Source organism: Catenulispora pinisilvae (assembly GCF_015356865.1).
GTDB classification, from domain to species: Bacteria; Actinomycetota; Actinomycetes; order Streptomycetales; family Catenulisporaceae; genus Catenulispora; species Catenulispora pinisilvae.
The window spans coordinates 1-21,588 of record NZ_JAAFZA010000182.1; the positions used below are offsets into that span (position 1 = coordinate 1).

General features: G+C 70.9%; 17 protein-coding genes. 9 read left to right on the plus strand and 8 right to left on the minus strand.

Going from position 1 to position 21,588, the window contains the following annotated elements; translation table 11 throughout:
* The first annotated feature begins 38 nt into the window (after window positions 1–38).
* The 3 genes from IZR01_RS35555 (at window position 39) to IZR01_RS35565 (ending at window position 7,239) form a co-directional block, all read left to right on the plus strand.
* Entirely contained in the window at window positions 39–3,482 is a 3,444-nt protein-coding gene (locus tag IZR01_RS35555; RefSeq protein ID WP_194926399.1) for an acyl carrier protein, read from the plus strand.
* A 175-nt stretch (window positions 3,483–3,657) separates the two neighbouring features.
* On the plus strand, window positions 3,658–6,294 hold the full coding sequence (locus IZR01_RS53705) for a CHAT domain-containing protein (protein WP_194926400.1): 2,637 nt from the start codon (window positions 3,658–3,660) through the stop codon (window positions 6,292–6,294).
* Between the two features lie 6 nt (window positions 6,295–6,300).
* The gene (locus tag IZR01_RS35565) at window positions 6,301–7,239 is read left to right on the plus strand and encodes a toll/interleukin-1 receptor domain-containing protein (protein WP_194897089.1); all 939 of its coding nucleotides are present in this window, start codon (window positions 6,301–6,303) and stop codon (window positions 7,237–7,239) included.
* Window positions 7,240–7,243: 4 nt separating this feature from the next.
* On the opposite strand, the gene IZR01_RS35570 is transcribed toward IZR01_RS35565, so the two are convergent.
* A complete protein-coding gene (locus tag IZR01_RS35570) occupies window positions 7,244–7,828 on the minus strand; it encodes an NUDIX domain-containing protein (protein ID WP_194926401.1) in 585 nt (194 codons plus the stop codon).
* Window positions 7,825–9,081 (minus strand): NsdA family TPR-like regulatory protein, encoded by a 1,257-nt coding sequence (locus IZR01_RS35575; protein WP_194926402.1) that lies wholly within the window; start codon window positions 9,079–9,081, stop codon window positions 7,825–7,827. Before IZR01_RS35575 ends, IZR01_RS35570 begins: the two co-directional genes overlap by 4 nt.
* Before the next feature lie 86 nt (window positions 9,082–9,167).
* Between IZR01_RS35575 and IZR01_RS35580 the strand changes: the two genes are divergently transcribed.
* Window positions 9,168–10,508 carry a hypothetical protein gene (locus tag IZR01_RS35580; protein WP_194897092.1) on the plus strand — a complete coding sequence of 447 codons (1,341 nt, stop codon included), beginning with the start codon at window positions 9,168–9,170 and terminating at the stop codon, window positions 10,506–10,508.
* Between the two features lie 76 nt (window positions 10,509–10,584).
* Complete coding sequence (locus IZR01_RS35585) at window positions 10,585–11,832, plus strand: PucR family transcriptional regulator (RefSeq protein WP_194926403.1); 1,248 nt, start codon at window positions 10,585–10,587, stop codon at window positions 11,830–11,832.
* Window positions 11,833–12,100: 268 nt separating this feature from the next.
* Here the strand turns inward: IZR01_RS35585 and IZR01_RS35590 are convergent, their stop codons facing one another.
* From IZR01_RS35590 to IZR01_RS35605, 4 genes are all read right to left on the minus strand, one after another.
* The gene (locus IZR01_RS35590) at window positions 12,101–13,336 is read right to left on the minus strand and encodes a sugar ABC transporter permease (protein ID WP_194897102.1); all 1,236 of its coding nucleotides are present in this window, start codon (window positions 13,334–13,336) and stop codon (window positions 12,101–12,103) included.
* A gap of 332 nt (window positions 13,337–13,668) precedes the next feature.
* Window positions 13,669–14,457, minus strand: a complete 789-nt coding sequence (locus IZR01_RS35595) for an ATP-binding cassette domain-containing protein (protein ID WP_194897094.1) — start codon at window positions 14,455–14,457, stop codon at window positions 13,669–13,671.
* Between the two features lie 73 nt (window positions 14,458–14,530).
* Window positions 14,531–15,616, minus strand: coding sequence for a sugar ABC transporter substrate-binding protein (locus tag IZR01_RS35600; RefSeq protein WP_194897095.1), 1,086 nt, complete (start codon window positions 15,614–15,616; stop codon window positions 14,531–14,533).
* 263 nt (window positions 15,617–15,879) lie between these two features.
* A complete protein-coding gene (locus IZR01_RS35605) occupies window positions 15,880–16,845 on the minus strand; it encodes a GlxA family transcriptional regulator (protein WP_194926404.1) in 966 nt (321 codons plus the stop codon).
* Between the two features lie 162 nt (window positions 16,846–17,007).
* Between IZR01_RS35605 and IZR01_RS35610 the strand changes: the two genes are divergently transcribed.
* Together IZR01_RS35610 and IZR01_RS35615 are read left to right on the plus strand one after the other, a co-directional pair.
* Complete coding sequence (locus IZR01_RS35610) at window positions 17,008–17,481, plus strand: hypothetical protein (protein ID WP_194926405.1); 474 nt, start codon at window positions 17,008–17,010, stop codon at window positions 17,479–17,481.
* Window positions 17,478–17,756, plus strand: coding sequence for a DUF3817 domain-containing protein (locus IZR01_RS35615; protein ID WP_323747190.1), 279 nt, complete (start codon window positions 17,478–17,480; stop codon window positions 17,754–17,756). Before IZR01_RS35610 ends, IZR01_RS35615 begins: the two co-directional genes overlap by 4 nt.
* Before the next feature lie 155 nt (window positions 17,757–17,911).
* Here the strand turns inward: IZR01_RS35615 and IZR01_RS35620 are convergent, their stop codons facing one another.
* Together IZR01_RS35620 and IZR01_RS35625 are read right to left on the minus strand one after the other, a co-directional pair.
* Window positions 17,912–18,334 (minus strand): hypothetical protein, encoded by a 423-nt coding sequence (locus IZR01_RS35620; protein ID WP_194897098.1) that lies wholly within the window; start codon window positions 18,332–18,334, stop codon window positions 17,912–17,914.
* Window positions 18,335–18,457: 123 nt separating this feature from the next.
* On the minus strand, window positions 18,458–20,398 hold the full coding sequence (locus tag IZR01_RS35625) for a sigma factor (protein WP_194926406.1): 1,941 nt from the start codon (window positions 20,396–20,398) through the stop codon (window positions 18,458–18,460).
* A gap of 197 nt (window positions 20,399–20,595) precedes the next feature.
* Here IZR01_RS35625 and IZR01_RS35630 point away from each other — a divergent pair, with 197 nt between their 5' ends.
* Window positions 20,596–21,060, plus strand: a complete 465-nt coding sequence (locus IZR01_RS35630) for an SsgA family sporulation/cell division regulator (protein WP_194926407.1) — start codon at window positions 20,596–20,598, stop codon at window positions 21,058–21,060.
* Between the two features lie 7 nt (window positions 21,061–21,067).
* The coding region (locus tag IZR01_RS35635; RefSeq protein WP_194926408.1) for a SpoIIE family protein phosphatase at window positions 21,068–21,588 on the plus strand (521 nt) is incomplete at its 3' end.

A 21,588-nucleotide genomic window follows, 5' to 3' on the forward strand; every position in this document is an offset into this window, starting at 1 on the left:
GTCGGGGTCAGGCCGGACCGGGAAGACGGTGGGGCGAGATGGGCTCTTGGACAGTGCGCGGTGTCGTGGCCGACCGCCGACGGCTGCTGGCCGCGGCGGCGGCTGTCGTCCTGGTCGGCGTCGTCGGGTTCGGCGCGTGCGATTGGTCCGGCGGCGGGGGCGGGGGACACGCGAAGTCCTCGGCGTCGCATACGGTGGCGCCGAGGACCGACTTCCTCATGTCCTACTCCGGCGCGGCCACCAGGCTCGCCGGCCTCGACCCGCCGGACACGGCCGACCAGGTCCGGGACTGGATCCGGACCGCGCTGGCCGCGCACCTGGGGATGAGCACCGCGGCCATCCGGGACGCCTCCTACGACACCCTGCCGGTGCGCGACCAGGGCTTCACCGACCTGGCCGACCAGCAGGTGGGGCCGGGCCGCGAACTGGCCGACACCAGCGGCGTGCTGCATCTGCTGGTCCCGCGAGGCGATCCGCACGAGAGTCGCACCATCGGGCTGATGCTGGACCAATACCGCACCGACCACGGCGCGGACCCCGAGCTGGTCCAGATCCACCACTACACGATCGACCAGGCGGCGCAGACGGTCGACGTCGTCGCCGACCAGATCAGCACCCCCGACCAGGTCCGGACCGACCACGGCTACGTGAGCACGGCGATCACCAGCCTCAGCGATCTCACGGCGTTCCTGGCCAAGACCACGTCGCTGTCGCAGCTGTCGGTCCGGGACGGCCAGGTCTGGGCCGACGGATGGTCGTGGCCTGATGTGCCCTCGGTCCCGATGACCGTGGACGACATCAGCGTCCTGCAAAAGGGATACCAGGACCACGTCGCCGGCAACGGCCCCGCCCCCGGCTTCTCCCTCGACCCGCTGCCGCCGACCACCGTCGGCGATATCAAGGCGATGGCACCTTCGGTGAGCCCTGATGTCGCCGCGCGGCTGATCTCCGGCAACTGGGCCGGCACGGTGTTCACGTCCTCGGCCGATGTCAAGAACCAGGTCGAGGACGAGCTCTACTACCCCAGCACGGACCAGGCCTCGGCGCTGGCCCAGGTCGGCTTCCCCACCGACCGGACCCAGCTGTGGGCGATCGACTCCCTGCTCGCCGGTCAGACCTCGATGAGCCAGGAGCGCTACGACGGAGGGCTCGCCGGGACCGCGGTGGGCAACTCGCTGGCTTACGTCGACTACGTCACGAAGAACTGGGTCGCCGGCGTCGGCCAGGGCGTGCCGACCCAGGCGGTCGGCGGCTTCCTGGCCGACCCGGCGGCCGTGACGCCGTGGAGCCAGTGCGCCGGCCCGAACGATCCGCTGGACGAGCACGGGCGGCTGTGGTTCGGCCGCAACGACGACGCGTTCGCCTCGACCGGCGACCAGATCGACATCGGTGCCCAGGCAGCGAGGCTGTTCGTCCGCGACGACGGCCCGAACGGCACCGAGGTCGAGCCCAGCTACTCCTTCGGCCGGGCGTTGCAGTGGTGGGACGTGCACCAGCAGGACATCGAGGACTACGAGCCGCAGTACCAGCGCCTGGACCAGATCATGCGCTGGAGCGGTGCGCTGGAGTGGCTGACCCACGAGGGCAAGGCGACCCTGCCGACCGAGTCGCAGAGCCCCGCACCGACCCCGTTCAAGGCCTGGTACACCGCCGACAACCAGCTGCGCGAACGGGCGCCGATCGACTTCGTGGCGCCGCCCTCGGCGCTGAGCCGTCATCAAAATCAGGAGGAGGCGCTGATCGTCGACCCCAGCCGCGACTTCCGGGACTGCGGGTTCGTGGAGATCGAGGGCGGGGTGTCGCTCAGCGACGTCTACGACCGCATCGGCGACCAGGACTACCGGCCCGAACTGCCGACCTCGGTCACCCGGGCCGGGTTGTTCGATCCGAAGTCCACGTACGACGACGCCTCCGGCACCGGCGAGATCGACCGGGTGTCGATCGACGACTCGGGGAAGGTCTCCGACCGCGTCGACCGCACGCTGTCGATGGCCGGGGACACCTCGACCGTCGAGATCAAGGCGACCGGACGCAAGGTCATCCCGCTGGGCGACTTGAAGGTCTGGCGCTCGTCGGACCCGGACCGGACGCTGGAATACCGCGAGACCACCACCGGACACAGCGTGCGGGAAGACCTCACGTATCAGGGCCAGGACTTCGGCTCGCTCGACACCACGGACACCGCGAACATCGTCACGGTCCAGTGGCGTTCGGGGGTGGTGGACAAGGCGCGCCGGGCGTTGTCGTCGATCCAGGCCAAGCTGTCGCACGGGGTCGCGGCCAACGTGCCGGCGGCCTCCGACGGTGTGCTGTACGAGGTGAAGAGCCCGGACGGCACGGTCAAGGACCGGCTGAGCGGCCCGGGCCAGCCGTGGCTCGGCGTCACCGCCACGGTCCCGACCGCCGGCGACGCGCTGGCGTTCCGGATCGGCGGGCCGGCGGCACCGGACAAGGGCGGGCCGTCGTTCATGGACGGGTCCTTCACCGCCGGCCCCGGCCCGCCGCCCGACGGCTATCTCAGTGTCCTGCCACCCTCCGGCGACAACCCGGCGCTCGCGGCCTTCGTGCCCCCGCCGGACCACTCGGACCCGACCATCACCGTCAAGACCCTGACAGGCCAGAGCGCCACCCTCTCCGAGGCCGGCGACAGCGTCGTGGTCCCGGCCGCCGACCCGGTCCTCGGCGTCGACGGCTCGGTGGAGGGCGCCGCCCTGCTCCGCGACTTCCCCAAGATCAAGCAACTGCTCCAGTCCGCCGCGCAGGCCAAGGACGGCCGCCTGCACGCCGCCGCACTCGACGACGACGGCGTCGCCCTGGCCGCCGACGACGGCACGGTCCTCCTGGCCCCGATCGGCAGCGACCTCGCCGACCGCGTCCTGCGCGCCCTCGGCCCCGACCTCACCGGCACCGCGGTCTTCGACATCGTGAAGGAGCACGCGGGCATCCCCGACGAGATCGAGCAGGACGACGCCACCCCGCTGACCCCCACCGCCAAACCCCTCACGATGTTCCTCGGCAGCGTCTTCCAAACCCCCGGAGCCGACGCCGTCTACTTCAGCCCGACCCTGCGCGCCGCCCTCCACCTCGCCGCCGGCCAGATCATCCCCGAGGCGCTACCACCCACATTCAAGGTCTCGGTACTCCCCGTCTCGCCCGGCCACGACCCCCGAGCCGACAGCACGACCGCGCAGCCGGACCTGCGCACCTACGACGGCGCCCAGTGGCAACTGGTGAACACCGCCGGCCTGGCCCAACCCGCCGGCCCCACCGGCTGCCCGCCGATCGGAGCAGGGGGATCCGGCGCTTCGGTGCCGGTCGGCGGTGGCGGCGCGGGCGGCGGTTCGGCGCCGGCGCCGACACCGAGCACGCCCGCGCCGAGCGGCACACCTTCGGCGCCGGCGAGTACGGGGAGCGGTGCGGGGGTGGCGCCGGGGACGGTGCTGATGGTGAGTCTGGCGGGATCGGGTCAGCCTGTTTGCTGAGCTGGTCGGTACAGGAGGCGAGTGTGTGATCTGCCGCAGGTCGGCTGGAGCAGACGTGAGTGAGAGCTTCTTTGCTGAGCTGGATGGGAGGCGCGAGTGCAGGTGGCTGGCGGGTGCGCCGGAGTCGGCGTGGGAGGCGAGTGTGTGATCTGTCGCGGCTCGGTCGGAGCGGATCGTGAGTGAGAGCTTCTTCCTCGAAGCCGAGGATCCACTCGTGGCGGCCTTGGAGCGTGCGCGGTCGCTGAGCCAGATCCCGGCCGCCGAGCCCGCCGCTGAGCCTGCCGCCGTGGATGCCGCCTACGCGAGCGTCCTCGACCTGGTGGCGTCCGATGATGCCGCGCTCTGGTCGACCCTCGCCGCCGAGCATGTCAGCCTCCTTCGTTCCGCCGGCTTCCTGTCCGCCGCCGCCACGCGCTGCGGCCAGTACCTGGCGTCCGAGCGGGCCGTGGTCCGCGTTCCCCTGCTCCTGGAGCGCGCGCAGGTGCGATCAGAGGCCGGGGCCCACGCGAGTGCCGCCGCCGACGCGGCCGAGATTCGCCAGACCGCCGGCGCCGAGCTGGACTCCGTCGATCACGCCCGGCTGCGGCGGGTTGAAGGGCTGGCCGCGGTCGAGCGCGACGCCGCGATGCGTTACCTGACCGAGTCCCGTGACGTGTTCCAGTCCCTGGGGGACGCCGCGTCGGCAGCCGTCGTCGAAGCCGATCTGCGCCTCCTGGCCGCTCGCGACGGCTCCGAGCAGGCCACGGCAGACATCCTCGCCGAGCCCGAGCCGAACCCCGCGCCAGCCGACGCGACAGAGCCAGCGACATCAATACCGCGCGCGTTGACCCGCGCACTAGCCCTCAGAAACCAGTACCGCTACGAGGAAGCGCTCCACGTCATCCTGACCGCGCTCGCCTCCGACCACCTCGACGACGCTCTGCGCCTGCCGGTCCTGGAAGAACTGGTAGTGCTGCTCGTGGCGCTGGGACGTGGCAAGGCCCTCAAAGCTCTCAGCGGGGTGCTCGAAACGCTGCTGAGGCCGGGCGGCTCGGTGGAGGGGACCGAGCCGCCGGCGCAGCGCTTCAGCAGGACCCTGCTGAACGCCGTCCGGCTGGTGGACGATGGCGAGGTCGGGCAGGCGCGCGCGGATCTCGACGCGGTCCGGGAGCTCGCCGCCTCCGATCGCGAGCGCGCCTACTGGCACCTGGTCTCCGGTGAGGTGGCGGTCGCCGCGGTCAAGCGCCGGAAGGGGGAGGGGCACTTTGCCGAGACGGTGGCGGATCTGGTCGCCGCATCCGAGCTCGCCGAGGCGAATCAGCTCCTTGAGGTGCGTATCCGGGCCCTGCGTCTGCTCGGCGAGGCCTATGAGCTGATGAAGCTGCCCGATCTGGCCTCGGAACGCTGGGCCGCGGCCCACGCCCTGGAAGAGGACCTCGTCGCGCGCCAGCTCAGCGACGAGGTCCGGGCCACGCTGCTGGAGGACATCCCCAACGAGCATGACGAGCGGATCCGTGTCGCCGCCGAGCTCGCGAGGTCCGGACCCGGCGGAGCGCACGCGGCCGCCGCCGTCGCCGCGACGATCGTCGCGATGGAATCGGCACGCGGCGCGGCGATCCTCGGCCGCGTCGCCCCCGACGCCGAGCGGCAGCTGCGCCGCCTCCCGCCGCCCACCGACGGCGCCGCCGCCTGGGCGTGGCTGCGCACCATCGCCGACGCGACCCGCCGCGACGAGGCCGTCTGGATCATGCACGCCCGCCCGCACCGCGTGCACCACGGCATCGTCGGCCGCGACCTGGTGCACCACGTGGACGTCCCGGCGGACCGGAGCAAGCTGGAGAAGCTGGTCAAAGAACTGCGAAAGCAGTGCAACGAGATCCGCCTGAGCCAGCCCGAGGGCCGGGCCCAAGTCTGTCGTCTCATCGACCAACTGGCCGCCGAGATCGGCGTCGAGACGGTGTTGGGCCTGGTGCCGCGGCGCGTCAAGCGGCTGGTGGTGGTCGCCGGCGGTGTGCTGTCCGACCTGCCGTTGGCGGCATTGCCGATCACCAACGGCGATGAGGAGCGGGTCCCGATCTTGTGCCGCTTCGCACTATCGGACCTCCCTTGCCTCTCGATCCGCCCGCTGCTTCATCAGCGCTCTGAAGCCAACCGCGGCAGCCGTTCACTATTGGTCAGCGCGTTCGACGGCGCCGACGATCCAACCCGCAAAGCTCGACGTCGCAAGGTCCTGACGAAGGCCACCCCCGAAGACTTCGAGCGGGAACTGGCACGCACGCCCTACCGCCGCGTCCGCATCCTCGGCCACGGCCAGTCCGACACCGGGGACGCCACCGGAACCTGGCTCCAGTTCGCCAGCACGAAGACGGAGCGCGACGGCCGCATCCCACCGAATCGCTTCCAAAAGGCGGCCCTCAACGCGTGCGGAACCCTGATCCTCGGCGCCTGCGAGTCGGGGATGGCGCAGCGCGTCGGCCGCGACGAGCGGACCGGCTTCGTCCGCGCCGGTCTGCACGCCGGCGCCGCCTCGGTGGTGGCCGCGCGTTGGGTCGCAGAGGTCTCCATCACCGCCGCGCTCCTCGACCGCTTCGAGGACTACCTGCGCTACCTCCCGCGCGATGTGGCGTTGCAACGCGCGCAGTTGGACATCCGCGACGGCCGGGTCGCGCTGGCCGCCGACATTCCGGAGCCGGGGCATCCGGCCTGGTGGGCGTGCTGGACTTTGTACGGGGATTCAGGGCATCAAGTCGGGGCGCCTATATTGCGTGCATCGGCACGTGTGCCGGTGCACGTGCTCCGCCACTTGTCCCGTCCCGCTCGCCAGACCGAATGAGAGAAAATGCCGCATCATCCTGACCGGCAGGGCCCCGCCGTCTTCGTCTCTTACGCGACGGCCGACCGCGCCGAGGTCCTGAAGTTCCACCGGGATCTGCTGGACCGGGGGATCGACCCCTTCCTCGACATCATGGACATCCTGCCCGGCGACGACGTGGTGATGAGCATCAACGGCGCCCTGGAGCGGTCGGACTACTACGTCCTGGCCTGGTCGGCGGCAGCCCGCGACCGCTATTGGGTCAACAGTGAGATCTCCGCGGCGATGGTGCTGGAGCAGCGCCGGGCCCGCCCCTTCGTGTTCATCGTCCGGCTGGACGACAGCGATCTGCCCCCGGTCCTGGCGCCTCGCCGCTACCTGGACGCCTTCGGCGGCCTGCGCGAGGTCGCAGCCGACCGGCTGGCAACGGTGTGGAAGCGGGACCGCGCGGTGGGAACCAGGGTCCTGCCGGCCCCGGCGCCGGTCCCGGAGCCAGACCCGCACGCCGCACCGGCGCTGCATGTCTACGCCCGCAACCAGTCGCTGCGCGTCTCGCACGAGGTCCGCCTCGCCATCGCCGCCACCCCGCGGAACCTGATCGCCGCCCTCACCGAGCAGCTGGCGCTCCCGACGGAGGCCTCGGAGTACGGCGGTGCGGTGGGCGTCCGCTTCAGCTACCGCTACCAGCACGCCGGCGTGCAGCTGGACCCGCGCTCTGACTCCCCGCTCGGCCTCGCCGAGGGCGACGTCGTCGACATCGAAGTCGTCGTCGAGCCGTATGGCCCGGACGGCGCGCTGTCGGACCCGGTCTCGTTCCTGCCCGGCCGCGATTACGCGATCCCGCCGGAGATGATCCGGGAGTTGTGCGAGAAGGCGATCGAGCATCTGCGCGCGGACAGCCCGGGTGACTTGGATGACTCGGACGACGCGGTCGGCTCTGTGGGTAAGGAGCCTGATGAGGCGTGAGGTCTCAAGAGACCTCGACCCGAATACCGCTCTCGCGAATCCCGAACGCCAGCAGCGCGTAGGCACTGCCCGCGTGCCGGATCTGCCCGGACCACACCAGTTCCAGCGCCTCCTGGAACGACAGCCAGCACAACTCCATATCGGCTTCGCCGCCTTCCCGCGCGGCCTGGCCCTGGGTCAGCTCGTGGGCGACGAACACGTGGTCCACGTGGTTGGTCAGGCTGTCCGCGCCGTTGACCTTGCCGATCGCGGTCCAGCCGGTGGCACGCAGCCCGGTCTCCTCGGCGAGCTCGCGCCGGGCCGCGGCGACCGGGCGTTCGTCGGCGGGTTCGATGGTGCCGGCCGGGAGCCGCCACTGGACGCCGCCGTGGGTGTAGATCCATTGCCGGGTCAGCAGAACCCGGCCGTCGGCGGCGACCGGGAGGATGGTCACCGAGCCGGGGGTGGCCACGTGGTGGTAGACGTCGGCGGCGCCGTCGGGCCGGATCACCGCGTCCTGCCGCACGTCGAACCAGGGCGTGGCCAGCACCACGACACTGTCCAGACGCTGCCAGTCGGCCTGGCTCTCCGGCGTCCCCGGGGCGGTCATCGGACGCCGACGAGGGCCTCGTCGAGGCTGCTGCGCAGCTCTCGCAGTTCTCTGATGTTGTGGTGGCGCATCAGCGCGCGGGACAGCCCGCGCAGTTCGGCGTCGGCGCCCGCGGAGTGGACCAGGCCGGCGTCCCGCAGCACCTGAAGCGTCACCGCCCGCATCTCCTCCAGCTCCCCGGATGCCTCGTAGGCCAGGGCGAGCCGGGCACCGAACAGCGCCCGCGAGCGATGCGCCTCGGCGGGCGTCCGCTCCAGCGCGTCGGCCAGGAACTCGCTGGCCCGGCGCGGACGCCCCAGGTCGTAGTGGCACCAGCCGGCTATGGCGTTGTCCAGCCCGCCTACCGTCGCCGATCCGACCACCGGCTCGCCCGCCGACCGGGCTTCCTGCGCGATGCGCTCGGGATGGAGCAGATCGCGGGCATGGTCCAGCGAATTCAGGCATCCCGCGTGATCGCCCCGCACCGCGAACGCCTGCGCCTGCCGGTGTGCGGCCAACCCGCGGCTGCGCGCCTGGGCCCGCGGATCCTCCAACACCCGTCCGGCCAACTCCATGGCCGTGGCCGGATCCCCTTCGTACAACGCGAGTTCCGCTTCCCGGACCAGCGTGTACGCGGCCAGGTCGGCGGCCTCGGCCCGGGTCGCGAGGTCCGCGGTGCGGCGGGTCCAGGCCAGCGCGAGGTCCAGGCGTCCGGCTTCCTGGCACATCCAGCCGATGAACTCGGCGTAGCGGGCCGCCAGCAGTCGCAGCCGCGACGCCGTCGATCGCGAGGTCTGCACCAGCTCCATCAGGGTATTGAAATCAACGATCAGCCGCCGCAGTACCAGTTCCGGGGGCAGTTGCTGGCTGAGTCGCCGATGCCGGTCGAATTCCTCCCAGTAGTGCGTCAGCAGCCGGAGATCGTCGGCTTCGCCCCGGCCCGCGGTCGGTCGCATCGTCAACGGGACGGACAACGCCTCGCCGAACGCGGCCAGCTCGCGTCCCCAGTCCGGCTCGCTGCTCTGGGCGTCCTCGGCGGTCGGCGTCTCCGGGCCGCTGCGGCGCCGGGACTCCTGCGGCACCAGCGCGACCAGTTCCCCCTCGGCCTCCAGCTCGACGTCGACCAGGCCGGCCAGGCGTCGGTTGGCCGGCAGCCGCCCGGTCTCGATCTTGCTCAGATAGCCCTTGTCGTAGTGCACGCGGTCAGCCAGCGCGGCGAGTGACAACTCGCGGCGCATGCGCCGGCGGCGCATCTCGATCCCGAACTCGGACATGTCTCCACGATAGCCAGTGACCTGCGCTTGGAAGAGGCCTGAGACGAGATCCGCGCTGGTTGCGTGTTGTGTGTTCCCATAGTCTTGTGGTTTTCAGCATCGACAAACTGGAAGCGGAACTCCAGGCCCTGCTTCACGAGGATGGGGCGGGGCTCCCGTTCTTGACCTTCCAAAGCCTGACGGACCTTCAACGGCGGGTCTCCCCCGAACCGCTGCCGACCCTGCGACCCCGTCCCACCATCGCCGACTACGACCACGATCTGGCGCTCGACCCCCACCCCGAGCTGGACGCCTTCGGCCACCTGCGCGATACGGTCCTGATCGGCATCCGGGTCGGCACCATCAGCGTTGACGATCTCTATTATCGGGTACGTCCGGCGGTGATCGCGTTGACGGTGCTGCTGGATCCGAGAGTCGGCGGCACCGGGCCGGAACTGGTCCGCCGGATCCGGCACGACGCCGGCTGCGAACCACGGCCCTGGGCCGAGGCCGTCGTCGCGGTCGATTCGTGGTCCGGCAGTCTGCACAGCCTGCTGCGTCAGCGTCAGGAGCCGACCGACCCCGCAGACCGGCGGCTGATACCCGCAGTGCTCAGCGGCCTGGGCGACCATCTGTGGCGCGGGTCGAACATCCTGCTCGCGCTGGCCCCGGCCGAGACCTTGGCACATATCGCGGCCGACGCCGCGCCCACGCCCGTCACCGGTCGGGTCGTCAGCGAACCCGAAGCCGTCCGTTGCGCCCGCGCGCTGTTGCGGATCGTCAGCCACGTCCCGTTGTCCCAGCCGGTCGTCGACCACGCGCTGAGGCCACAAGCCAGCGCGCGCGTGCGGCTGCAACTGGCCGCGAATCCGCTCGCGCCGGACGTCACGCTTCGCAGCCTCCTGGCATTCGCCGACCGCGAGCCGGGGATCGCGGCGGCGATCTGCATGAACGAGTGGGCATCGCCGGCGTTGCGACTCGTCGCGTATCGCAGGCTACGTGTTCCCCAGGTTCGGCAGCGGGTCCGCGCGGCGCTCGCGCCCGAAGTCGCGGTGGCCCTCGATATCGAGGAGATGGCCGCGGCCACCGCGCAGGAGGCGCATGTGGTGTATGCGTTGATCCGGAATCTGGAGCCGGACCTGTCGCCGGAGGCCCGCCTGTTCCTCTACGCGCACCTGGCCCGGATATCAGGGCCCGAAGCCGTGTGGAACTTGGAACTGGCCCGGACCGGCAGCCTGGAGGCGGTGCATCCGGCGGTGCGCGCGTCGATGGAATCCGGGGCGTTGACGCCGCTGTTGGAAGCGGCGGTCGCCGCTCCGTATGGAGGTCTGCGTGACCAGGCCGTGGGTGACGTCGGCGAGGTCGGTGCGCTACGGCGCGAGGAGTTGCTGAACTGGCCCTTCCCGTTCCCGGACGTCGCTGATCCGGTCGCCACGCCGGACGGGTGACAGAACTCTCCACATAAGAGTGATCAATCGGCGATTCGTCCGGTCAGCAGACCGCCGCCGCACTAGGGTGCGCCGTGTGGAGAGCGGGAGCTCGCGGCCGGCGAACGGCGACCAGAAGATGGCGGAGCTGACGACGCTCGCCGGCCTGATGCTGGCCCGCGCCGACGACATCACCGACACCGTGATGACACGCGTCTTCGAGCAGTTCCCCGTCTATGCCGGCATGGTCTCGCGCCAGATGCTGCGCGACTCAGTGCACGACCACGTGGTCTCAGCCTTCGACCCGATGGCCCGCAGCCAGAAGGCCGACCTGCGCGCGGCCGGCCCCACCGGCCGGATAGGGGCCGCCGACGGCATCCCGCTGACCGTGTTCATGGACGGCTACCGCGTGGCGTTCCGCGTGGTGTGGTCCGCGATCGTCGAGACCGCGCGCGATATGGGCATGTCGGCCGATGCCTGCCTGGACGCCGCGACCATCTTGATAGCGTCCCTGGACGCCTTCACCCGCGAGATGTCCACCGGCTACCGCGACGAGCTGGGCCGCCAGATCCGCAGCGAGGAACAGCGGCGCTCGGCGGTGGTGCAGGCGCTGCTGGAAGGACGGCTGGCGGACACGAACGTGTGGGAGGCCGCCGAGCTGCTGCGGCTGCCGGCCAGCGGCCCGTTCGTGGTGATCGCCGCGCGCGTGCCCGAGGTGGGCCGGCACGCGCTGCCGCAGATCGAGCAGGGACTCGGCGTGCTCGGCATCGACTCGGCCTGGCGGCTCATGCATGACGTCGAGATCGGCGTCGCGGCACTGCCCGGATCCGGCGCGCAACTGGATCGTCTGGTCACCGCGCTGTACGCGGGCGGCGGCTCGCGGGTCGGCGTCTCGCCGCCGTATGACGACCTGCGCTCCACGTCGCTGGCCCTGCGGCTGGCACGGATCGCCCTGCACGGAGCGGCTGAACGCCGGCGCGTGGTGGTGTTCGGCAACGACCCGCTGTCAGCGGTGGCCGGCAGCGCGCCGGACATCATGCCGCGGGTGGCACGCGGGATCTTGGCCGGACTCGACGGACTGCCGGCGCAGGACCGGATGCTGCTGCTGGACACCTTCGGCGCCTGGCTGGACGCCGACGGATCGGCGGGAGAGGCGGGGCGCCGGATGTTCGTGCACCCGAATACGGTGCGGAACCGGCTGCGGCGGTTGGAGAAGCAGACGGGGCGCTCGTTGTCGAACCCGCGGGCGATCGCTGAGCTGATTCTGGCCTACGAGATCGATTGCGGGACGCGGACCGCGCTGGCGGAGGCCGCGGCAGCGGGATCCGGGTCCGGGTCCGCGTAGCGGGCGCGATGGGCTGATGGGCTGATTGGCCTAACCGGCCGCTGATTGAACCGGCCCGAGGACTCGGCTCGAATTAGCTGCCTGAGCAAGCTGGCGGCCCGGGCACCCGGCCCGAGCCGCCTGCCGAACCAGCTTGCCGAGCCGCGAACCAGCCGATCAACCAGCCGATCAACCAGCCGATCAACCAGCTGAGCCAGTCAGCCGAGCCGCCAGCCGACCAGCCAGCCAGCTGAACCAGCCAGCCGACCAACCAGCCGACCAACCAGCCCTAAACCCGCCCGCTGGCCTTCTGCGTCCGCCGCGCCACCGAGTCGATGACCACCGCGGCCAGCAGCACCGCGCCGGTGACCATGAACTGGATGCTGTTCGACAGCCCCTGGATGTTCATCCCGGACTGGATCGAGCCGATGACCAGCGCGCCGAGCAGCGCCGACCAGGTCTTGCCGCGTCCGCCGAACAGGCTGGTGCCGCCGATGACCGCGGCCGCGATCGCGTTCATCAGCAGGTTGCCGCTGCCGGAGGTCTGCGAGGCGGACTCGATCTGGCCGGCCAGGAACATGCCGCCGACCGCCGACATCAGGCCGCAGATCATGAAGACCGTGATCCGGATGAACGGCACGCTGATACCGGCCCGGCGCGCGGCCTCGATGCTGCCGCCGACCGCGAAGATGCGGCGGCCGTAGACCGTGCGCCGCAGGATGAAGTCGCCGATCACGATGAAGATCAGGAAGATCAGCGGCGCCAGCGGCAGGCCCTTGTACTGGTTGAAGACGTAGGCCACGACGAAGGCGACGATCGCCAGCAGGATCACCCGCGCCGCGATCTCGCCCAGCGGCTGGGCCGGCACCCCGGCCTTCGTCCGCCGCATGCGGCCGTACAGCGCGACGAGCGCGTAGAGCACGACGGCGATGGCCGCGACCCCGTAAGCGGCGGCGAGCTGACCGTAGATGGTGGTGTAGAGCTTGGAGACGATGCCGTTGTTGGGCAGGTTCACGGTGCCGGTCGAACCCAGCACGTTCAACATCAAGCCGTTCCACGCCAGGTTACCGGCCAGCGTCACCACGAACGCCGGTACGCCGATCTTGGCGAAGAAGAAGCCGTGGATGAACCCGGTCCCGACCCCGGTGACCAGGGCCAGGATCAACGCCAGCCATTGGTTCACGCCGTTGTTCACCGACACCACGGCGAACACCGCCGCCGCCAACCCCGACACCGAACCGACCGACAGGTCGATCTCGCCGAGCAGCAGCACGAACACCACGCCCAGGGCGATCATCCCGGTGCCGACGATCTGCTGCGAGAGGTTCGACAGGTTCTGCGCCGACAGGAACGTGCTGTTCAGCGCGTAGAACACGATCCAGATGATGATCAGCGCCGCGATCACCGGCAGCGAGCCCAGCTCGCCGCCCTTGACCCGGCGCATGAACTCGGTCCAGTACCCGGCCACGCCGCCCTCGCGCTGCAACAGCCGCGGGTCGGCGGCCGAGCCGGCGGCCGGGACCATGGTCTGCACGATCTCCCGGACCACGTCCTTGGACTCGCCGGTGGCCTTCGCGGCCTGGGTGGTGGCCTCGGCCGGGGTGGCGCCGGCGGCCAGCAGTTCCTCGACCTTGTCGCTGACCGAACCGCCGCCGGCCGGTGCCGGCCGCTCCTCGCCGCTGTAGTCGCCGGATCCGGACGGTATCCGCGGCGGAAACTCTCGGTTCTCGCCGTCGCCGCTATCGGAACTGCTACCGAAACCGGAACCGCCACCGGACCCGGACCCGGAGCCGCCACGGCCACCGCCGCCGGACCCGGGACCGGAACCGCCGGTGCCGCCGCTGTTCGGACCCTGGCTCATTGCTGTCCCTCCGAGTGCCGGGCCGCCCGCCTGGTGACGGCGTTGTCAGTGGCGCCGGTGATCGCCGAGATGATCTCCTCCTGGTTGGTCCGGTGCGCGTCGAAGAACCCGTTGTTCCGGCCCAGCCGCAGGACCGCGATGGTGTCGGCGACGGCCATCACGTCCTCCATGTTGTGGCTGATCAGGATCACCCCGAGGTTCCGGTCGCGCAGCCGCTCGACCAGGTCCAGCACCTGCGCGGTCTGCTCCACGCCGAGCGCGGCGGTGGGTTCGTCCAGCAGCACCACCTTGGGCTCGCCGATCAGCGAGCGGGCGATGGCCACCGTCTGCCGCTGACCGCCGGACAGCGAGGCGACCGGGATCCGGACGCTGGGGATCCGGATCGACAGCGTCTGAAGGAGTTCGCGCGAGCGGCCCTCCATGGCGATCTCGTCCAGGATCCCGGCCCTGGTGATCTCGTTGCCCAGGAACAGGTTCCCGACCACGTCCAGGTTGTCGGCCAGCGCCAGGTCCTGATACACGGTCGCGATGCCGAGCTTCTGGGCGTCGCTGGGACCTTTGACGGAGACGGAGTGGTTCTCCCAGACGATCTGTCCGTCGTCCGGCTGGTTCACCCCGGAGATGGTCTTCACCAGGGTGGACTTGCCGGCGCCGTTGTCGCCGACCAGGGCGAGGACCTCACCGGCGTGTACCGCCAGGTCGACGTCGGTGAGGGCTTGCACGGCCCCGAACCGTTTGGAGACGCCGCGCAGTTCCAGCACGGGTTGCGAAGTGGTGTCGGGCATGGGCGGGACCTCCGCGTGGTTCGGGGTTGTCGATCGGTCTGCTTCTCGCTCCTGGCGCCGGGGCCGGGAGGGATCAGCAGGTGATGCCGATCTGCGCGGCGGTGTACAGGCCGTCCTTGACGACGGTGCTACAGACGTTGCTCTTGTCGACCACGGTCGGCGTGATCAGCTTCGAGGGCACCGACTGCCCCGAGCCCGAGGTCTGCTTGTCCGGCAGCAGGTCGGTGCCGGGGGTCTTGCCCTGCGCGAGCTCCACGGCCACGTCGGCGGCGCCGTCGGCCTCGGGCTTGTAGGGCTTGTAGATGGTCATGGTCTGGGTGCCGGCCTCGATCCGCTGCATGGCGTCGAGCTGCGCGTCCTGGCCGGTGAGCGGGACGTGCAGGCCGCCGGCGCTCAGCGCGGTGGCGATACCGGCGGCCATGCCGTCGTTGGCGGAGTAGACCCCGTTGATGTTGGCGGCCCCGAGCGCGGTGATGGCGCCGGCCATCTCCTGGTTGGCGGTGTTCGGGTCCCAGTTCGGGGTGTCGTACTCCTTGCCGATCTTCACCTTGCCGTTGAGGACCGACTGCGCGCCGGCCTTGAACTGCGCGGCGTTCGGGTCGGTGGGGGAGCCGTTGATCATCACGATCTGCTTGCTCGCGGCGTCCGAGCCCAGCGCGTTCAGCAGGGCGGTGCCCTGCAACTCGCCGACCTTCATGTTGTCGAAGGAGACGTAGGCGTCCACCGGACCCTGCGCGAGCCGGTCGTAGGCGACCACCTTCACGCCGGCGTCGTGCGCTTTCTGCACCGAGGCCTGGATCGACTTGGAGTCCACCGCGTCCAGGATCAGCACCTTGTCGCCCTTGGTGAGCGCGGTGTCGACCTGGGTCTGCTGCACCGTGGCGTCCTGCCCGGCGTTGTAGTAGTCGATCTGCACGCCCGGCATCTTGGCGTTCAGCTCCGCCTCCAGGTACGGCTTGTCGAACGCCTCGTACCGGGTGGTCTTGGACTCCGGCAGCAGGATGCCGATGCGGGTGCTCGAATTCGAGCCCCCCGCGGTGCCGCCGGACGAGCCGGACTTGCTGGCGCTCTTCGCGCTGCCGCAGCCGGCGGCGGTTGCGGCCAGCACAGCCGCGGCGAGGGCGATGCCGGCGGCCTGGGCCGGACGCGGGTGCTGCATGATGCGCTCACTCCTCTCGCGGCCCCCGGATTCGGCGGCCTACTGGTTCCCCACTAGAAATGCGGTCGGGGTGGGGCGCCAGTTGGAGGGGGCCAGAAGGGTTGCTCGCGCTTCGGAGGTGGCTGGTGGGGGTGAGAGTGAAGCGGTGTTCGAAAATCAGTGCCTATCGATTGCTCGTTGGTTGTTCATTGCCCGGTTGGCCATTGCGCGCTCATCTCGCTCATCTCGCTCATCGGTCGGTCGGGTGGGCCTCCTGAGGTTGTTCATCGGCTGGGCGCGCCGACCGAGCCGAACGACCGCCGGTAGGCCTGAGGGCTGACGCCCGCGGTCCGCTTGAACCGATCCCGGAACGCCGTCGCCGACCCGAACCCCACCTGCGTCGCGATCCGCTCGACCGAGTGCTGCGTCGTCTCCAGCAGGTGTTGTGCGCGGCGGACGCGGGCGCGATGGAGCCACTGCAAGGGCGTGGTGCCGGTCTGCTCGCGGAAGCGGCGGATCAGCGTGCGGGTGCTCAGGCCCGCCTCGGCGGCGATGTCGGGCAGCGTGAGGTCGCGGCCGAGGTTGTCCCGGAGCCAGGTGAGGAGCGGGTCCAGCGTGGCGCCTCGCGGAGCCGGGGCGGGGACGTGGTCGTGCACGATGAACTGCGCCTGTCCGCCCTCCCGCTCCAGCGGCATCACCGACAGCCGGGCGGCGTGGGCGGCGACCGCGGAGCCGTAGTCCTTGCGGATCAGGTGCAGGCACAGGTCGAGTCCGGCGGCGGCACCGGCGGACGTGAGGAACTGGCCGTTGTCGACGTACAGGACGTTCGGGTCCACCTCGATCGCGGGATACGCGGCGGCCAACTGGTCGGCGGCGAGCCAGTGCGTGGTGGCGCGCAGGCCGTCGAGCAGGCCGGTCGCGGCCAGGGGGAAGGTGCCGGTGCAGATCGACGCGATGCGGGTGCCGTTCGCCGCGGCGGCGCGGAGCGCGTCGGCGACGGCGTCCGGCAGCGGGGCGCGGAGTTCGGCGATGCCGGGGACGACGATCGTGTCAGCGTCCTGCAATGCCTCGAGTCCCCAGCGGACGCGCAGGGTGAAGGTCCCGGTTTCGACCTCTTCGTGCTCGGCACAGACGCGGACCTGGTAGCCGGGCCGTCCGTCGGGCAGCCGGAAGCGGGTGAAGACCTCGATCGGGGTCGACAGGTCGAAGGGGATCACCCCGTCCAGGGCGACTACGGCGATGGTGTGCATGGCCAGAACATACCTCTACGCGGCACTGGAAGCAGCCTTCGGTAGAGATCGATAGCGACGTATCAGCAGCTCAAAGCCCTAGATGGGGTGATGGCAATTTTCCGTTGAAACCTGTCACAATTGCCACTGGGGTGGGCGACGCTAGCTCGATAGCGTCGCGAAGTGACCAAATTCCTGCTGTCGCTGCACGTTTTGGCAGCCATCATCGCGGTCGGCCCGGTGGCCGTCGCCGCGAGTATGTTTCCCAGGGTTCTGCGACAGGCGCGGGACCCGTCGGGCGCGGGCGACACCTCCGCGTCCAACCAGCTCCACCTGCTGCACCGCGTCTGCCGCGTCTACGCCGCGATCGGCATGGCGGTACCCGTATTCGGCTTCGCCACCGCGAGCAACCTCGGCGTCCTGGGCAGCGCCTGGCTGATCACCGCGATCGCCCTGACCGCCGTGGCCGCGGCTGTGCTCATGCTGCGGATCCTGCCGGGACAGCAGGCCGCGCTCACGGATCTGGCCGAGCCCGCCGGAGCCACCGGCACTACTCTCAGTACGCGCTTGGCCATGGATACCGGCGTGTTCAACCTCCTCTGGGCGACTGTCACGGTCCTGATGATCATCCGCCCCGGCTCCACCACGGGAGCGTGACCGTGCCCACCGGCTTCTTCCGCATCGCCGCCTGCGCCGAACTCGTCACGCTCGTCGTCTTGCTGGCCAACCTGGCGACCCTGCGGCTCGCGCCGGTCAGCTCCCTGATCGGTCCCACCCACGGCTGCGCCTACCTGGTCATCGTCGTCACCACGTGGCGCAACGACCGCGCGGTCGCCGGCACCAAGGTCGCCTCCCTGCTGCCGGGCATCGGCGGGATCCTGGTCCTGCGCCGACTCGCGTCGGCTGCCGAGCAATCTCAGAACCTTGCCTGACTGAATCAGTGGGCTGCGAAAACCGGATGCGGAATCCGGGGCGCCCCATTCGTGCGGGGCGCCCCGGACTGGTCTGCCGCCTGCCGCCTGCCGCCATCAGCGTCAGCATGCTGACTTAATGGCTACCGGCTACCGGCTTGCTATCGGCCACCGACTCACCGGCGTGCGGTTTCGCTCGGCTCCATCGCGATCGCGCCGGTCGCCGTCCGGCTCGCGAGCTGGTTCTGCGCGGCGGTCAGCGTGCCGTCACCACCGGTTCCGGCCTCGACTACGTTGGTGATCCGGAACTTCACCGGCGGACCGTCGCCCTTGTTCGGCTTGTCGTGCGCCCGGCACATCACGACCGAGCCCACCTCCAGCGGGGCGTCCAGGTTGCCCGGGACGTAGGCCCGCACCTGTTTACCGGCACCGTTCATCGGGGTGAGGACGGCGACCCGCGGCATCATCTTCTCCGAGCCGTCGGGCTTCACCTCGCGCCGGGTGAAGTCGGCGAACTCCGTCACCTTGTAACGGTGCCGCACGTCGGACTTGGCGACGTGCTCGGCGTTCCCTTCGTTCTTCTTCCCTGACTTGGACATCGCCTCTGGACCTCCTTCGGTCGAGCGGACCCCCACCCCAGCAACTCATCGGGGCGTCCGGCGTGTCCTGTCTGTCGCGGTCATCCGGGTGACTTTGCGGAAATGGCTCGGCCGCCCGAACAGTCAGCGCGATTGGGAGCTGGAGGCTGCCGCGTCGTGGCTCTGGGCGCTGTCATGGTCCTGCGTGGGGTGCGGGAGGTGCACCGTGATCGTCACGTTGAGCGGCGGGCTCACGACGATGATCACGTCGATGTCGTGGTCCGGCTTACTCGGCGGCGTCGAGGAGGGCGGCGGCGTCGGTGTGGTCGGCGCTGTCGAGGGAGGAGTCACAGGAGGCTGCGTCGCCACCGGAGTCGTCGGCGGTGTGACAGGGGTCTGCACCGGCGGTGCGGCGACCGGCTGACTCGGCGGGGGAGTGCTGGCCGGTTGCGTCGTCGGTTGCGTCGGCGGCGGAGCAACGGCCGGTGGCGGGGTAGCGGCGGGCGGAGGGGTCGTGGCCTGGGCCGGTGTGGTCTGGGCTGGCGTGGTCTGGGTCGGCGTGACGTGCGGCGTCGCGGCGGGCGCGGCATGGCGCGGGGCGTACTGGACCGGCACGGCTGAGGGCTGCGGCTGCGGCGCGGATGTGGCAGGCGGCGCCGGATGCTTGGGAGCTGCGGGCTCGGGGGTCGTGTGCTTGGGAACCGAGGGCGTCGTCTTGGCGGCGGGCACTGACTTGGCCGGCTGCGCCGCAGGCTGCTGAGCGGGTGCGGCACTCGGGTGGGCGGCACCGCCGGTCAGCGCCACCGCCGCGACCGCTATGGCCGTCGACCCCAGCACACCCGCGGAGACCACGGCTGTCTTGCCGCCTCCGCTCGAAACGCCATGCCGCAGCTTGCCGCCGACATGCCGCAGATGGCGCGCGCCGCCGACCACGCCGGCGGTCTTCGCCCCGGCAGCCGCACCGGCTGCCGTTCCAGCGCCATGCGCTCCCGCGGTCGTCGCGCCGGCAGTGGCACCGGCCGCCTTCGCGCCGCCGACAGCGCCAGCCATCTTCGCGCTTCCAGCAGCTCCGGCCGCCGTTCCAGCGCCATGCGCTCCCGCGGTCGTCGCGCCAGCAGTAGCCTCGGCAGTCGCCCCAGCCGCCTTTGCGCCGCCGACCATGCCGGCCGTCTTCGCGCCGCCCGCGGCACCGGCCGCCTTCGCGCCGCCGACAGCCCCCGCGGCGAACAGCCGCAGCGAGCCGCCGCCCAGCGTGAGCAGCAGCAGCGCCGGGCCGAGCAGGGCGGGCAGCCGCAGGTTGACCTGCTGGAGCGCGGCCAGGCGGGCGCGGCAGTCGTCGCACTGCTCCGCGTGCCCGCGCAGTGAGTCCGTCTGGCGGGCCGACAGGCCGCCGCGGAGCAGTGAGGGCATCTTCTGCCAGTGCTTCGCGCACGCCTCGGCCGCCGGCGCACCTGGGTAGCCGCGCAGGAAGGCCTGGCGCAGGCCCTCGCGGGCGCGGTTCAGCAGCACTGCCGTGGCGTTGCTGTTCGCCCCGATGCGCCGGCCGACCGTCTCCAGCGGCAGGTCCTCGACCTCCGACAGCCACAGGGCGTGGACCCAGCGCTCGGGGAGGTCCTTCAGCAGGCGCGTGACGAAGTCCACGTGTGCCACCTGCTGCGAGAGGTCGTCCGGGGCCACGGTCGCGGCGGGCCGGCCGAACTCGGCTTCGGCCGTCTCGGCGGGGACCGGGATCTCGGTGGTGGCGCGGTGCAGGGTGTTCGCCAGGTTGCGGATCGTGGTGGCCAGGTAGGCCGGGATGTTCTGGACCGCGTGGCCGGCCGCGATGCGGCGCCAGACCCGGAAGTGGGCCTCGGCGACCAGGTCCTCGGCGGTCGAGGGGTTGCCGGTGAGGGTGACGGCGTAGCCGACGAGGCGGCTGTTGTGCTCCTCGTAGACGCGCGTGTACGCCGCGAGGTCGGTGCCGGGCCTCGGCTCCGACGCGAGCGCCGACGCCGGCTCCGGCTCCGGCCCTGACGCCAGCTCCGGCATCGGCACCGGCTCCGCGTCGTCGGCAGGCGATTGGTCGCTTATAGCGGCTTCGGTCACGATCTCACCCCAAGTCGTCGCTGTGCGTACCGATGGTACCGAAGATCCGTTTCGTTCCAGTGTGGCGTAGATCACAAAGAATTCGGGCGAAAACCGCGTAAGGTCAGGCGCCCTTCACAAGTCCTTGTTGTGATAACGCCACTAGAGCGGCCCGACGGCACCACCGGCCGGGTCCGTCGACAGCAAGGAGTACCGCGATGCTCGCCACCCACGAACAGCCGCTCAAGACCCACGTCGTGACCTCCGACACGCGGATGGCGGGAGTGCCCGCGGTCCTGCGCTACCGCTCCGACGATCCGTTCGCGGTCCGGCTGGCGTTCCTCGACGTCGACCCCGACGGCGGCGCCGACGCCGAAGAGGGCGAGGCCGACGGCCCCGGCGCGGTGACCGACGCCATCGAGTGGGTCTTCGCCCGCGACCTGCTCACCGACGGCCTGCACACCCCGACCGGCGAGGGCGACGTCCACGTCTGGCCGTTCGGCCTGAGCGATCTGATGATCGAGCTGCGCAGCGGCGCCTCGACCGCCCTGGTGATCACCCCGCAGGCGGCGGTCCGGATGTTCCTGTGCCACGCCTACGCGATCGTCCCGGCCGGCTCCGAACCCCGGCACCTGGACCTGGACCGGGCGCTGGCCCGGCTCGTCGACCACGGCCAGGGGTGAGGTCACGATGGCCGCGCTCATCCCGTGCCCCCGCCGCCCCGCCCAGGATCAGGCCCACGCCCAGGCCGAAGCCGGGTCCGCCAGCCCGTTCCGAGCCGCCGTCCACCGACGCCCGGGCGACTCGGCCGACGGACTCAGCGGCGACTTCCACGCGCAGGTCCGCACCCGCGACACCGTCAGGGTGCTGATCGGCGACGCCCGCGGCTCCGGACCGCAGGCTGCGGCCACCGCGGCGGCCGTCGTGCACGCTTTTCACACCTACGCCGCCGACCTAGACCTCATCGCGCTCGCCCAGCGCCTCGACGCGACGATCGCCCACCGGGCCCGCCTCGGCGGCACCGAGCCCGAACTCCACAACGCTGCCGAACTCCACAACGCTGCCGAACGCCACGACGCCGCCGAACGCCACGAGGACTTCGCCACCGCGCTGCTCATCGAACTCGACCTCACCGGCCCGGGCCTGCGGATGATCAACCGCGGCCACCCGGCCCCGCTGCTGGTCACGCCGCACTCGGCGTTCCCCCTCTC

What these genes read in the sequence shown, in the direction of transcription:
- IZR01_RS35630 (WP_194926407.1), top strand. Translation starts at nt 20,596, where the DNA reads ATGCTCGCCACCCACGAACAGCCGCTCAAGACCCACGTCGTGACCTCC.
- IZR01_RS35595 (WP_194897094.1), bottom strand. Translation starts at nt 14,457, where the DNA reads ATGCCCGACACCACTTCGCAACCCGTGCTGGAACTGCGCGGCGTCTCC.
- IZR01_RS35620 (WP_194897098.1), bottom strand. Translation starts at nt 18,334, where the DNA reads ATGTCCAAGTCAGGGAAGAAGAACGAAGGGAACGCCGAGCACGTCGCC.
- IZR01_RS35555 (WP_194926399.1), top strand. Translation starts at nt 39, where the DNA reads ATGGGCTCTTGGACAGTGCGCGGTGTCGTGGCCGACCGCCGACGGCTG.
- IZR01_RS35605 (WP_194926404.1), bottom strand. Translation starts at nt 16,845, where the DNA reads ATGCACACCATCGCCGTAGTCGCCCTGGACGGGGTGATCCCCTTCGAC.
- IZR01_RS35575 (WP_194926402.1), bottom strand. Translation starts at nt 9,081, where the DNA reads ATGTCCGAGTTCGGGATCGAGATGCGCCGCCGGCGCATGCGCCGCGAG.
- IZR01_RS35565 (WP_194897089.1), top strand. Translation starts at nt 6,301, where the DNA reads ATGCCGCATCATCCTGACCGGCAGGGCCCCGCCGTCTTCGTCTCTTAC.
- IZR01_RS35590 (WP_194897102.1), bottom strand. Translation starts at nt 13,336, where the DNA reads ATGGTCCCGGCCGCCGGCTCGGCCGCCGACCCGCGGCTGTTGCAGCGC.
- IZR01_RS35570 (WP_194926401.1), bottom strand. Translation starts at nt 7,828, where the DNA reads ATGACCGCCCCGGGGACGCCGGAGAGCCAGGCCGACTGGCAGCGTCTG.
- IZR01_RS35600 (WP_194897095.1), bottom strand. Translation starts at nt 15,616, where the DNA reads ATGCAGCACCCGCGTCCGGCCCAGGCCGCCGGCATCGCCCTCGCCGCG.